9 protein-coding genes and 2 pseudogenes are annotated in these 12,618 nt (G+C 73.4%); 6 read left to right on the top strand and 5 right to left on the bottom strand.

Going from position 1 to position 12,618, the window contains the following annotated elements; translation table 11 throughout:
* Positions 1 to 1,581 (top strand): flavin-containing monooxygenase, encoded by a 1,581-nt coding sequence (locus ACFQH9_RS31645; protein ID WP_379572074.1) that lies wholly within the window; start codon positions 1 to 3, stop codon positions 1,579 to 1,581.
* 3 nt (positions 1,582 to 1,584) lie between these two features.
* On the opposite strand, the gene ACFQH9_RS31640 is transcribed toward ACFQH9_RS31645, so the two are convergent.
* On the bottom strand, positions 1,585 to 2,595 hold the full coding sequence (locus ACFQH9_RS31640; protein ID WP_379572072.1) for an AraC family transcriptional regulator: 1,011 nt from the start codon (positions 2,593 to 2,595) through the stop codon (positions 1,585 to 1,587).
* 15 nt (positions 2,596 to 2,610) lie between these two features.
* Between ACFQH9_RS31640 and ACFQH9_RS31635 the strand changes: the two are divergent.
* Both ACFQH9_RS31635 and ACFQH9_RS31630 read left to right on the top strand, forming a co-directional pair.
* A pseudogene (locus tag ACFQH9_RS31635) lies at positions 2,611 to 3,216 on the top strand (cytochrome P450); the annotation flags it as partial.
* 115 nt (positions 3,217 to 3,331) lie between these two features.
* Complete coding sequence (locus tag ACFQH9_RS31630) at positions 3,332 to 5,467, top strand: bifunctional cytochrome P450/NADPH--P450 reductase (protein ID WP_379572070.1); 2,136 nt, start codon at positions 3,332 to 3,334, stop codon at positions 5,465 to 5,467.
* A gap of 110 nt (positions 5,468 to 5,577) precedes the next feature.
* On the opposite strand, the gene ACFQH9_RS31625 is transcribed toward ACFQH9_RS31630, so the two are convergent.
* The 4 genes from ACFQH9_RS31625 to ACFQH9_RS31610 all read right to left on the bottom strand — a co-directional run bounded on the left by ACFQH9_RS31625 (position 5,578) and on the right by ACFQH9_RS31610 (position 9,443).
* On the bottom strand, positions 5,578 to 6,570 hold the full coding sequence (locus ACFQH9_RS31625; RefSeq protein ID WP_379572068.1) for a glycosyltransferase family 2 protein: 993 nt from the start codon (positions 6,568 to 6,570) through the stop codon (positions 5,578 to 5,580).
* A gap of 127 nt (positions 6,571 to 6,697) precedes the next feature.
* The gene (locus tag ACFQH9_RS31620; RefSeq protein WP_379572066.1) at positions 6,698 to 7,834 is read right to left on the bottom strand and encodes an aromatic ring-hydroxylating oxygenase subunit alpha; all 1,137 of its coding nucleotides are present in this window, start codon (positions 7,832 to 7,834) and stop codon (positions 6,698 to 6,700) included.
* 71 nt (positions 7,835 to 7,905) lie between these two features.
* On the bottom strand, positions 7,906 to 9,081 hold the full coding sequence (locus ACFQH9_RS31615) for an NAD(P)/FAD-dependent oxidoreductase (RefSeq protein WP_379572064.1): 1,176 nt from the start codon (positions 9,079 to 9,081) through the stop codon (positions 7,906 to 7,908).
* The gene (locus ACFQH9_RS31610; protein ID WP_379572062.1) at positions 9,081 to 9,443 is read right to left on the bottom strand and encodes a bifunctional 3-phenylpropionate/cinnamic acid dioxygenase ferredoxin subunit; all 363 of its coding nucleotides are present in this window, start codon (positions 9,441 to 9,443) and stop codon (positions 9,081 to 9,083) included. The genes ACFQH9_RS31615 and ACFQH9_RS31610 overlap by 1 nt, the downstream gene beginning before the upstream one ends.
* Positions 9,444 to 9,565: 122 nt before the next feature.
* Here ACFQH9_RS31610 and ACFQH9_RS31605 point away from each other — a divergent pair, with 122 nt between their 5' ends.
* From ACFQH9_RS31605 to ACFQH9_RS31595, 3 genes and pseudogenes are all read left to right on the top strand, one after another.
* Positions 9,566 to 10,354 (top strand): IclR family transcriptional regulator, encoded by a 789-nt coding sequence (locus ACFQH9_RS31605; protein WP_379572060.1) that lies wholly within the window; start codon positions 9,566 to 9,568, stop codon positions 10,352 to 10,354.
* A gap of 168 nt (positions 10,355 to 10,522) precedes the next feature.
* The gene (locus ACFQH9_RS31600; RefSeq protein ID WP_379572058.1) at positions 10,523 to 11,938 is read left to right on the top strand and encodes an MFS transporter; all 1,416 of its coding nucleotides are present in this window, start codon (positions 10,523 to 10,525) and stop codon (positions 11,936 to 11,938) included.
* Positions 11,939 to 12,004: 66 nt separating this feature from the next.
* A pseudogene (locus tag ACFQH9_RS31595) lies at positions 12,005 to 12,208 on the top strand (BCCT family transporter); the annotation flags it as partial.
* Positions 12,209 to 12,618 lie beyond the last annotated feature (410 nt).

Raw genomic sequence — 12,618 nt, 5'->3', positions numbered from 1 at the left:
GTGACGCACCACGACGTGATCGTGATCGGGGCCGGCTTCTCCGGCATGTACCAGCTGAAGCGCCTGCGGGAGGCGGGCTTCGACGTCCGCGTGATCGAGGCCGGCGACGACGTCGGCGGCACCTGGTACTGGAACCGCTACCCCGGCGCACGCTGCGACATCGAGTCGGTCGAGTACTCCTACTCCTTCGACCCGCAGCTCGAGCAGGAGTGGGACTGGAGCGAGCGCTACGCCGCCCAGCCCGAGATCCTCGACTACGCCCGGCACGTCGCCGACCGCTACGACCTGCGCCGCGACATCGAGTTCGACCGGCGGGTGACGTCGGCGGTGTGGGACGAGGAGGCGACCCGCTGGACCGTCACCACGGACGACGGGCGGAGCCGGACCGCCACCTACGTGATCGCGGCGACCGGATGCCTGTCGGTGCCCTCGCGGCCCCGCTTCGAGGGGCTCGAGGACTTCGCCGGGGAGGTCTACTGGACCTCCAGCTGGCCCCACGAGCCCGTCGACCTGGCCGGGAAGCGGGTCGCCGTCGTCGGCACCGGGTCCTCCGGTCTGCAGACGATCACCGCCATCGCTCCCGAGGTCGGGAGCCTCGTCGTCTTCCAGCGGACCCCGTCGTACGCCGTGCCCGCGCACAACGGGCCGAACGAGCGGCTCGCCCAGGTCCGGCCGACCTACCCCGAGTTCCGCGCGATCAGCCGGATGGAGCGGATCGGGTTCCAGTGCGACGCCGGCACCGAGCTGCTCAGCGGGACCGACCCCGCCGAGGTCGAGCGGCGGCTGGGCCTGCGGTGGGACGTGGGCGGGCTCTGCTTCACCTCCGAGTTCGCCGACGTCCTCGTCGACGCCGAGGCCAACGAGGTGGTGGCCGAGTACGTCCGGCGCCGCATCCGGGAGACGGTGAAGGACACGCAGGTCGCCGAGAAGCTCAGCCCGCGGACCTACCCGATCGCGAGCAAGCGCCTGTGCGTCGACACGGGCTACTTCGAGGTCTACAACCGGGACAACGTGTCGCTGGTGGACCTGCGCGAGGAGCCCATCCGCCGGATCACGGCGCGCGGGATCGTGGCCGGCGACACCGAGCACGAGTTCGACGTGATCGTCTTCGCGACCGGCTTCGACGCGATGACCGGCGCGCTCAACGCCATGGAGATCCGCGCCGGGGACCAGGTCCTGCGCGACAAGTGGGCCGAGGGCCCGCGCACCTACCTGGGCCTGATGTCGGTCGGCTTCCCCAACCTGTTCACGATCACCGGTCCGCAGAGCCCGTCGGTCCTGTCGAACATGATGACCTCGATCGAGTACCACGTGGACTGGATCACGGCCGCGCTGGAGTACATGCGCGAGAACGGCCGGACGCGGATCGAGCCCGAGCAGGACGCCGAGGACAACTGGGTGGCGGCGACCAACGACATCGCCGACACCACGCTGATGCCGCAGGCCGCCTCCTGGTACATGGGCGCCAACATCCCGGGCAAGCGGCGGGTCTTCATGCCGTTCCTCGGCGGGGTCGGCACGTACAAGCAGATCGGCGACGGGGTCGCGGTGGCGCGCTACCACGGCTTCGAGCTGGTGTGAGCCTCAGCCCGCCGCGGACGCCCCTCGCAGGGCCCGCGGCGGGCGGGCGAACCAGCGGTGGACGGCCCGGGTCAGGGTGGACTGCCGGGTGAAGCCGACCAGGGCCGCGACCTGCGACAGCGGGATGTCGGTCCCGGTGATCAGGCGGTGCGCGGTGTCGCGGCGGACCTCGTCGAGCACCCTCTCGAAGGTCGTGCCCTCGCTCGCGAGGCGCCGCTGCAGGGTGCGCGGGTGGGTGACGAGCTGGTGGGCGACGGCCTCGATCGACACCGGCGCCGAGCCGAGGGACCGCGTGAGGAGCATCCGCACCTGCCCGGTCACCGTCCGCCCGGGCGCCCCGAAGTGGGTCGCCATGTAGTCGAGGGCGATCTCGCGCAGCAGCGGGTTGTTGCCGGCGACCGGGGTGCGCAGCAGCCGGGCCGGCACGCGCAGCAGCGGTCCGGGACGGTCGAACCGGACGTCGGCGCCGAACCAGTCGACGTAGCGCGCGACGGGCGCGAGCGGTGGGTGCGGGAGGTGGACCGCGCGCAGCCCGTAGCGGCCGCCGTGCAGCAGCAGGACGACCCGGTGGAGCAGGCCGATGCCGTAGTCGGTCAGCTGGGGAGCGGCCGGCCCGGCCTCGGTGCTGCGCAGGGCGATCGCGACGACGCCGGCGGTCGCCTCGGGATCGGGGACCTGCTCGACCGCGACGCCCGGGCTGTGCACGAAGAGGAAGCGGGCGGCGATCTGCAGCGCGTCGTCGATGGTCCGCGCGTTCTCCAGCGCCAGGGACAGCGGCCCGAACACGCCGGTGTCCTGCTGCTCGGCCAGGAGCAGGCCGAGGTCCGGGCGGTCGAGCTCGGCCGCGGCGGTCTGCAGGATCCGCGCGACCAGCCGGACCGGGAGCAGGGCGTCGGTGTCGAGGGCCTCGCCCGGAACCCGGAACCGCCCGAGCAACGCGGGCCCGTCGCCGCCGAGCCGGTCGACGACCGCGGGCAGGCCACGGAGCACACCCGCCCGTCCGAGTGCGGTCATGGCGTCCAAGGCTAAATGACTGTCGTCTCGGAGCAAGTTTCGCTCCGGCCGCGCGGGCAAGGTCGGGACCGCACCCGTTCGTTGGAGGAGCAGATGACGGTCCCCACCGCAGTAATCCCGCAGCCCCGCCCGCGCCCGCTGGTCGGCAACCTGCCCGACCTCGACGCGGAGAAGGGCATCTGGGGCCTGGTCGACCTGGCCCGCGAGTACGGGCCGATCTACCGGCTCGAGCTGCTGGGGCGCGAGATGGTCGTCGTCGGCTCCCAGGAGCTGGTCGACGAGCTGTGCGACGAGTCCCGCTTCGACAAGAAGCTGCACGCCCCGCTGATGAACGTGCGCGACTTCGCGGGCGACGGACTGTTCACCGCCGAGACGGGCGAGCCGAACTGGGGCGCGGCGCACCGCATCCTCATGCCCGCCTTCGGGCCGGCCGCGCTGCGGCGGATGTTCGACGGCATGGTCGACATCGCCGACCAGCTGCTGCTCAAGTGGGAGCGCCAGGGCCCCGGCACGCGCGTCGACGTGGCCGACAACACGACCCGGCTGACCCTCGACACCATCGCGCTGTGCTCGTTCGGCTACCGCTTCAACAGCATGTACAGCGACCAGCTGCACCCCTTCGTGGGGGCCATGGTCCGCGCGCTCGTCGAGTCCGGTGAGCGCGGCCGCCGCCTGCCGATCCAGAACCGGCTGATGCGCCGCACCCGGCACCAGTACGACGCCCTACGAGGACACCGTGATCGGCGGGCGCTACCCGGTGGCGGCGGGTCAGACGGTGCTGGTGCTCATCCCGCAGCTGCACCGCGATCGCGCGGCCTGGGGCGAGGACGCCGAGGTGTTCGACCCGGACCGCTTCGCCTTCGACCGGGCCGCCCAGCTGCCGCCGAACGCGTGGAAGCCCTTCGGCAACGGGCAGCGCTCCTGCATCGGCCGCGGCTTCGCCCTGCAGGAGGCCACCCTGTTCCTGGCGATGATGCTGCAGCGCTTCGACATCACGGCCGCCGATCCCGACTACGAGCTGTCCATCAAGCAGACGCTGACGATGAAGCCCGAGGGGCTCTACGTGCACGTCCGGCGCCGGCCGACGATCGCCCCGGCCGACCTCGCACCGGCCCCGGCCGCGCCCGGGAAGGCGGTGGCACCGGCGACGGCCAACGGCATTCCCGTGCGGGTGCTCTACGGCTCCAACGCCGGCACCTCCGAGGCCTTCGCGCAGCGGATCGCCAACGACGCCCGCGCCCGCGGCTACACCCCCACCGTCGACACCCTCGACAGCGCGGCCGGCCACCTGCCCACCGAGGGCGTGGTCGTCATCGTGTCGTCCTCGTACGAGGGCCTGCCGCCGGACAACGCGCGTGCCTTCCTGCAGTGGGTGGAGGGGCTGCCCGAGGGTGCCCTCGACGGCGTGCGCTACGTCGTGTTCGGCAACGGCAACACCGACTGGGCCCGGACCTACCAGGCCGTGCCGAAGGCCGTCGACGCCCACCTCGCCCGCGCCGGCGCGCGGCGGCTGCTCGACCGCGGCGAGGCCAACGCCCGCGGCGACTTCTTCGGCGACTTCGAGGAGTGGTACGAGGGGTTCTGGACGCCGGTCGACGCCGAGTTCGGGGTGGCCGACGGCGCCCGGGCTGCCACGCCGCTGTTCGAGGTCGAGTTCGTGGGCGCGGTGCGCGACCCCATCCTGCGGCAGAACCGGCTGCAGCTGGGCACCGTGGTCGCCAACCGGGAGCTGGTCGACCGGGGCGCGCCGGGCGCACGCTCCACCCGGCACGTCGAGATCGCGCTGCCGGAGGGCACGACCTACCGGGCCGGGGACTACCTCGCGGTCCTGCCGCTCAACCCCGCCGCGGCGGTGGACCGGGCGCTGGGCCGCTTCGACCTCGCCTACGACGCCACCGTCGTCATCCGGGTGGGCGAGGGCGGGCAGACCTTCCTGCCCACCGACACCCCGGTCACCGCGGGCGAGCTGCTGGCCGGCTACGTCGAGCTGGCCCAGCCCGCGACCCGCCGGCAGATCGAGCAGCTCGCCGCCGCCACCGTCTGCCCGCCGGACCGCGAGGCCCTCGAGGCCCTCGCCGCCGATCCCGCGACCTACTCCGCCGAGGTGCTGGACAAGCGGGTCAGCGTGCTCGACCTGCTCGAGCGCCACCCGGCCTGCCGGCCCGCGTTCGCGTCGTTCCTGCAGATGCTGGCCCCGCTCACGCCGCGGCGGTACTCGATCTCCTCCTCGCCGCGGTGGAGCCCGGACCACGTCACCCTCACCCTGTCCGTGGTCCGCGGGCCCGCCCTGTCCGGCGAGGGCCTGTACGAGGGCGCGGCCTCGACCTACCTCGCCCAGGCCCGCCCCGGGACGAAGGTCGCGGTCACCGTGCGGCCCTCGAACGTGGCGTTCCACCCGCCCCGCTCGCTCGCGACCCCGATCATCATGGTCGCCGCCGGCAGCGGCCTCGCCCCGTTCCGCGGGTTCCTGCAGGACCGCGCCCTCCAGGCGCAGGCCGACGGCGTCACCCCGGCACCGGCCCTGCTGTTCTTCGGCTGCCGCCACCCCGACGTCGACTACCTCTACCGCGACGAGCTCACGGCCTGGGCCGACGCCGGGCTCGTCGAGCTGCACCCGGCGTTCTCCCGGGTCGACGACCCGGCCCACGTGCAGGACCGGCTGTGGGCCGACCGCGAGCGGGTGGTCGAGCTCGTCCGCGACGGCGCGACCTTCTACGTCTGCGGCGACGGCCGCCGGATGGCCCCCGCCGTCTTCGACACCTGCGCCCGGATCTACGTCGAGGCCACCGGCGCCACCCGCGAGGAGGCCGAGGCCTGGCTCGACGCGATGCAGCGCGACCACGGCCGGTTCGTCAGCGACGTCTTCGCGTGACCCCGGCGGCATCCGGTCCCGGTTCCGGGCGACCGGTTCGGCGCAGGCGCCGGGTGGCCGCCTCGACGACGTCGGCTCGGCGGATCATCGCCGCAGGTCGCAGCTCCTGTTCAGGCGAGCAGGGCCGCGGCCCGGGACGCGCCGCTGTAGATCCCGGCCCGGAGGCCGTTGCGCGTGGCGCGCATCCGGGCCCGGCCCGCGGGGCCGCTCCGGTGCCAGGCCAGCAACGCCTGGCCCCACCGGTTGCGGGCCAGCCGGGCACTGCCGGCGGTCAGCGCGACGTCGGCCCAGCGGCCGGCGACGTCGTCGAACCCGTCGCGGTAGGCGAAGACCGCGGGCTGGACGTAGGCGAGGCCGGACGGGAGGCGGGTCATCATCGGGGCGTACTCGCCGAGCAGCCGGTCCAGTGCCTCGTAACGGGCGCCGCGGTCGGAGCTGATGCTCCCCCGCCGCATCAGCCGCATGTCCACCAGGTACCGGCGCATGCCCCAGAACAGCGGGGTGGACGACCGGGTGCCGATGCGCAGCCACATCTCCTGGTCGACGGCGCTGGCGAGCCCGGTGTCGAACAGGCCGACCTCGTCGAAGCAGCTGCGCCGGAGCAGCAGCGAGCTGCCGTTGTGCGTGGGGTTGTTCTCGGCGAGGAAGCGGTCCATGTCGCAGGGGCCCGCGGGCTGCCAGCGCGGGCCGACCACGCGCCCGTTCTCCAGCATCACGCGCGTGTGGCAGAACGTGGCGCCGACCGGGCCGTCCAGGGTCTGCATCGCGTCGAGGTGCCGACGCAGGAAGTCCGGATGCCACCGGTCGTCCCCGTCGAGGAAGGCCACGAACGGCGCCGACGACTCGACGATGCCCAGGTTGCGGGCCGCGCCGGACCCGGCGTTGACCGTCGAGATCAACCGGATGCGCGGGTCGAGCGCCGCGTGGGCCCGGACGATCTCGGCGGTGTCGTCGGTCGACCCGTCGTCGATCACGACGTACTCGAACCGGCCCTCGGTCTGGCGCCGCACCGAGTCGACGGCCTCACCGACCCACGGCGCGACGTTGTAGGCGGGAGTGATCACCGAGACCAGCGCGCTGCGTCCCGGGAGCGAGGAGCTCATGTCGGGCCCAACGATCCGCTGCACTGCGCAACGTTCCCCCTGAAGGGTGGTTCCGCCCGAAGGGGAGTTCGCGCTCGGCCGGTCCTTCGGCGGCAGCAACCGGACGCTCCGGACGCGCCCGCCGGGATCAGCCCGCGATCGCCTTGGCGACCCAGTCGCGGAACTCCCCGATGTGGTGCTCGCTGGGCACCAGCACGCCGCCCGCGGCGTAGGCCCGCGAGGACATGGCGGGCTGGCAGCGCTCGCAGGCGTCGAAGTCCTGCTGGTTGACGCGGTGGAACAGCTCGACGGAGCGGTCCAGGTCGCGCCCGCCGTCCAGGACCTCCTGCGGGTACAGCCAGTCGCACTCGACGATCGTCCGGTCGGCCGCCACCGGGTACATCCGGTGGAAGATCACGTGGTCGGGCACCAGGTTGATGAAGACCTGCGGGTTCACGGTGATCGCGTAGTAGCGGCGGTCGTGGTCGGCGTCGACGCCGGCGAGCGTCTCGAAGCCGGCGCTGCCGTCGACCGTGAAGCCGCTGACGTCCTCCCCGAAGGCGGCGCCGTGGCCCACGTAGTACTGCGCGGCGTAGCCGTCGGCGAACTCCGGGAGGACCTCGGTCAGCTCCGGGTGGATCGTCGCGCAGTGGTAGCACTCCATGAAGTTCTCGACGATCAGCTTCCAGTTCGCCTTGACGTCGTAGGTGATCCGGCGGCCGACGGCGAGGGTGTCGATCGCCCAGCCGTCGATCGCGTCCGGGTCGCCGAGGCGGGCGGTCACCGCGGCCTGCACGGTGTCGGCGAAGGACGGCGGCTCGTCGGCGAGGCAGATCCAGATCGTGCCGAGCCACTCCCGCAGGGAGACCGTGTGCAGGCCGTACTCGTCCCGGTTGACGTCGGCCATGGAGTTCAGGTTCGGGGCCGCGATCAGGGCGCCGTCGAGACCGTACGTCCAGGCGTGGTACGGGCACTGGATCTTGTTGCGGAGCGAGCCCTCGGGCTCGACGCAGAGCCGGGCGCCGCGGTGCCGGCAGACGTTGAGGAAGGCCCGCACGCCGCCGTCGCGCCCACGGACGAGCAGCACGCTCTCCCCGCCGACGTCGACCTTGCGGAAGCTGCCGGGCTTGGCGAGGTCGCTGCTGCGGGCGGCGGCCACCCAGTTCGCCTGGAAGATGCGGGACTGCTCGAGCTCGAAGATGGTCGGGTCGGTGTAGTGCGAACCGGGCAGGGTCGGGATCAGACTGCCGGTGGACTGCTGTCCGGGGATCTCGACGGTGCTCACTGGGGTCCCTTCACGGTGGCTGGCGGCGGGTCGGCGGTGGGTGAGTGGCGTGGTCGGGCGGTGACGGTCGCTCAGCCGGCGGCGGCCAGGAGGCTGCCCAGCCGGCGGCGCATGCGGCCGAACGACCGGGCGCGGTCGACGCCGAGCGTGGCGACCGGGGCCCCGGACGGGTCGAGGTACACGGCGAGGAAGTCGGCGGTCGCGGGGTCGCCCTCGGCGATCTCGACGCGGCAGTCCGGCGTGCGGTGGCCGGCGAACTGGATCCGGTGCCCGTACTGGTCGGACCAGAAGTAGGGCACCTCGTGGTGCGGCGCCGGGGTGTGCACCCGGCCGAGCAGGGCGGCGACGGCGCCGAGCGGCTGCTGCACCGCGTTGGTCCAGTGCTCCAGGCGCAACGCGGAGCCGGTGAAGCCGCGGTGCGTGTTCGCGCAGTCCCCGACCGCCACGACGCCGGGGACCGAGGTCGCGCCCTGCGCGTCCGTGACCACCCCGTCGTCGAGCGCGACACCCGAGCCGGCCAGCCACTCGACGTTGGGGACCGCACCGATCCCGACCACGACGACGTCGGCGGGGAGCTCCCGGCCGTCGGTCAGCCGGACGCCGGTGACGCGCGGCGACCCGACGATCCCCGCGACGCCGCAGCCGGTGTGCAGCCGGACGCCCGCGGAGGCGTGCAGCCCGGCGCAGACCTCGCCCATCTCCGCGCCGAGCGGGCGCTCCAGCGGAAGGGCGGCGGCCTCGACGACGTCGACCTCGACGCCCAGGCCCACCGCGGTCGAGGCGATCTCGGAGCCGATGAAGCCGGCGCCGACCACGACCAGCCGCGCGCCCGGGACCAGGTCGTCCCGCAAGGCCAGGGCGTCGTCCAGGGTGCGCAGCGTGTGCACCCCGGCCGGCACGGTCCCCGGCAGGGGCCGGGCGCGCGCGCCGGTGGCCAGCACGACCCCGTCGGCGGTGAGGCGCTCGCCGTCGTCGAGCACGACGGTGCGTTCCGCGGCGTCGAGCCCGGTGGCGCGGCGACCCAACCGCCACTCGGCGCCGAGCCCGGCGTCCTCCGGCGTCGTCAGGGCGAGGTCCTCGGTCGACAGGGCGCCGGCCAGGAACTCCTTGGACAGCGGCGGCCGGTCGTACGGCGCGTGCGTCTCGTCGCCGACCACCACGATCCGGCCGTCGAAGCCCTGGTCGCGCAACGCCCGGGTGGCGGCGAGGCCGGCGAGCGAGGCGCCGACCACGGTGACGGCCCGCATCAGGCGGACTCCCCCGCGCCCGCGGCGACCGGGACGCCGGCCCGGGCGTCGGTCTCGACACCCACCGTCTCCTCGACCCAGACGTGGCCGTCGGAGAGGATCACCCGGTGGGTCCGGAGGGCCTTCTTCGCCGGCGGCCCGCTCGGCCGGCCGGTACGGAGGTCGAAGCAGGCGGCGTGCAGCGGGCACTCGACCGCGCAGCCGTCGACCCAGCCGTCGGACAGCGAGGCGTCCTGATGGGTGCACGTGTCGTCGATCGCGTAGAGGGTGCCCTCGACGTGGAAGACCGCGATGGCCACCTCGCCCTGCACCCGGACGGCTTCCCCGTCGGGAAGGTCCGCGACCGCACCGGCATAGATCATGCTCGCTCCTGTTGCTTATGACGGAACTCGCCATGCGATTCGCAACGAAGGATGAGGTGGTGCACGCTAGGTCGTCAACAGGCGACATCCGGTTCGTTGTCACTGGAGTTCGGAGTTGCAGCATGCGCAACAACGACGAGCACATCGAGCAGACCGCCGGGACGCGATCCGCCTCCCAGGCCGTCGATCGCGCACTGTCGATCCTGCCGCTGCTGGCCAAGCACGGCCCCTCCGGCGCCACCGAGCTCGCCCGGGAGCTGGGGGTCCACAAGTCCACCGTGTCGCGCCTGCTCGCCGTCCTCGAGAAGCACCGGCTCGTGGAACCCGCCGGCGGCCGGGGCAAGTACCGGCTCGGCTTCGGCATCGTGCGACTGGCCGGGGCGACCGCGGCGCAGCTCGACATCGCGGCGGAGAGCAGGCCGGTCTGCGCGCGGCTGGCGGCCGAGCTGTCCGGCACCGTGAGCGTCAGCGTGCTCGAGGGCGGGTACGCGACGGTGGTCGCGCAGGAGCCGCCGACCGACCGGAACTGGATCGGCATGCGCTCCCCCCTGCACGCGACCGCCGCCGGCAAGGTCCTGCTCGCCAGCTTCGGCTTCGAGGCCTTGCAGGAGGCGCTCGACCGGCCGCGGCAACGCTTCACCGAACGCACGGTGATCGCCCGCGGCGCCCTGCTCGCGGAGCTGACCCGGGTCCGCGACCGCGGCTGGGCGGTGACCCAGGGCGAGTTCGAGGCCGACCTCAACGCGGTCGCCGTCCCGCTGCGCGGCGCGAGCGGGCAGATCGCGGGCGCCCTCAGCGTGTCCGGCCGCGACGGCCGGCTCGACCCCGCCGACTTCCGCTCCGCCGCCCGGGCGCTGACCCGCGCCGCCGATGCGATCTTCGCCCGGCTGCAGCGGCTCGCCGAGCCATGATCAGCTCCTCGAGGGGCTTGACCCCGTGTGCCACACTTCTTGCGGTCAACAGATATATCAGTCGCGCGGATCACGACCGGGGATGCTCATGACTCGACGCCGTCCGCCCGTGCTCCGCGTCCGGCGTCGCCGCGGGCCGTCACCGGCGGCCCCCGCGAGGTGCGGCTCGTGACCGTCGGGCCACCCGCCATCGAGCGGGAGCACACGGTCCGGCGCGCCACCCTGGCAGCCGCCGTCGGCAACGTCGCCGAGTGGTACGACTTCGGGATCTACTCCTACCTGGCGGCCGTGGCGCTCGACCGGGTGTTCTTCCCCGACGCGGGCCCCTGGGCCCCGGTCTTCACCCTCGGCACCTTCGCCGCCGCCTTCCTGGTCCGGCCGCTCGGCGGGCTGGTCTTCGGGCCGCTCGGCGACCGGATCGGGCGGACCAGGGTCCTCGCCGCGACGGTGCTCATCATGGCGCTGGCCACGGTGTCGCTCGGCCTGGTCCCGGGGTACGCGACGATCGGTGTCGCCGCGCCGCTGATCGTGCTCGTGATCCGGATGCTGCAGGGCTTCTCGGTGGGCGGCGAGTACACCGGCGCGCTGACCCTGGTCGCCGAGTACGCCCCCGACCGGCGCCGGGGCTTCTTCGGCAGCTGGCTCGAGTTCGGCACCCTCGTCGGCTACACGCTCGGTGCCGGCACCTCCGCGGTGCTGGTCGCCGTCCTGTCCGAGGACGACCTGCTCTCCTGGGGCTGGCGGCTGCCGTTCATGCTGGCCCTCCCCCTCGGGCTGACCGGCATCTTCCTGCGGTTGCGGCTGGAGGAGACGCCGGCCTTCCGGCAGCTCGTGGAGCGCTCGCCCGCGATCTCGACCATGTCGCCCCGGCGGGCCTTCCAGATCCTCGTCCGGCGCTACCGCCGGGCGGCGGTGGTCGCAGGCGGCCTCGTCGTGGCCTGGAACGTCACCAACTACGTCCTCACCAACTACGTGCCGACCTACCTGACCCGCACGCTGCCGGACTCCGGCGTGAGCGGGACGAGCGAGGCGGTGACCACCTCGATGCAGGTCGCGGTGATGCTGCTGATGCTGTGCCTGATCCTCGGGCTGGGCCGGCTGAGCGACCGGATCGGTCGCAAGCCCGTCCTCTTCACCGGCAGCGCGACGCTCGTGGTCCTCGGGCTGCCGTCGGTGTGGCTGCTCCGCCAGGGCCCGGCCGGCCAGGTCGCCGGTCTCCTCGTCATGGGCGGCGCGCTGCTCTGCTTCGCCGCGGCGGCCCCCTCGACGCTCCCGGCGCTGTTCCCGACCCTGATCCGCTACGGGAGCCTCGCGATCATCTTCAACGTCGCGGTCTCCGCCGTGGCCGGGACGGCGCCGACGGCGATCAGCGCCGCCGTCGCCGTCACCGGCAACCTCGACTGGCCCGGCTACTACCTCGTGGGCGCGGGGGTGGTCGGTCTGGTCAGCACGTGGTTCCTGCGCGAGCCGGCCGGGCGGGCCCTCGCCGGCGCCGCACCGCTGCAGTCCAGTGCCGATCTCCCCGCACCCGTCCTGTCACCCGACGGCGTGCCGCTCGAGAACCCCGCCCCGTCGGGGCCGTGACACCGGCCCGACCGGGAGCAGTCCACCGCAGATCGGTACGTTGACGTCGGCGCAGAAGGTCACGGCGTGGTCGCCCTCTGGTCGGACAGCCTCTCCGCCGTCTCCGGCGCGGTGCGGTCCGGGATCACGAGCATGGGCGGCTGGTTCTTCATCCTCGCCGCCGGCGGGTTCGTGGTGTTCGCCCTCTGGCTGGCGGTGAGCCGGTTCGGCCGGATCCCGCTCGGCTGCGACGGCGATCGCCCCGAGTTCCGCACCAGTTCCTGGGTGGCACCGGCGTGGCCAAGGGCATCCAGTGGCTGAGCAGCATCAACATGGTGCTCGCCGCGACTACGGCATGACCGCCCACGACGGCGACTTCGTCCTCGACGTGAAGCCGAAGTCGCCAGCCGACGGGGTCCACGAGGCCGAGGCCCGCGGCGGGCACACCATCCTGCCGGGGGAGCCGGGTCCCCCCGCAGGGCGCGACACTGGCCGTTGTGGTCGGAGCAGCGGAGGGCCCGTGTGCACGCGGGGCAGCAGCTGGGGGTGTTGATCCCCGCCGGCCAGGACGACCTCCCGCCGTAGACCTCCTGCGGCGCGCGACGCCCCTGCGAGTACTCGACACCGATGGCGGGGGTGGCGGTGTGGGGACCTCCCGCGCGTCATGTAAGGAGCTCCGGGACTTGATCGGCCCGGGGTTC

Source organism: Pseudonocardia lutea (genome assembly GCF_042658055.1).
Lineage (GTDB): Bacteria > Actinomycetota > Actinomycetes > Mycobacteriales > Pseudonocardiaceae > Pseudonocardia > Pseudonocardia lutea.
This window is presented reverse-complemented; position numbering and strand designations above follow the sequence as displayed.

Excerpts from the sequence above, each read along its gene's own strand:
- ACFQH9_RS31610 (WP_379572062.1), bottom strand. The coding sequence starts at position 9,443 with ATGATCTATGCCGGTGCGGTCGCGGACCTTCCCGACGGGGAAGCCGTC.
- ACFQH9_RS31605 (WP_379572060.1), top strand. The coding sequence starts at position 9,566 with ATGCGCAACAACGACGAGCACATCGAGCAGACCGCCGGGACGCGATCC.
- ACFQH9_RS31615 (WP_379572064.1), bottom strand. The coding sequence starts at position 9,081 with ATGCGGGCCGTCACCGTGGTCGGCGCCTCGCTCGCCGGCCTCGCCGCC.
- ACFQH9_RS31640 (WP_379572072.1), bottom strand. The coding sequence starts at position 2,595 with ATGACCGCACTCGGACGGGCGGGTGTGCTCCGTGGCCTGCCCGCGGTC.
- ACFQH9_RS31625 (WP_379572068.1), bottom strand. The coding sequence starts at position 6,570 with ATGAGCTCCTCGCTCCCGGGACGCAGCGCGCTGGTCTCGGTGATCACT.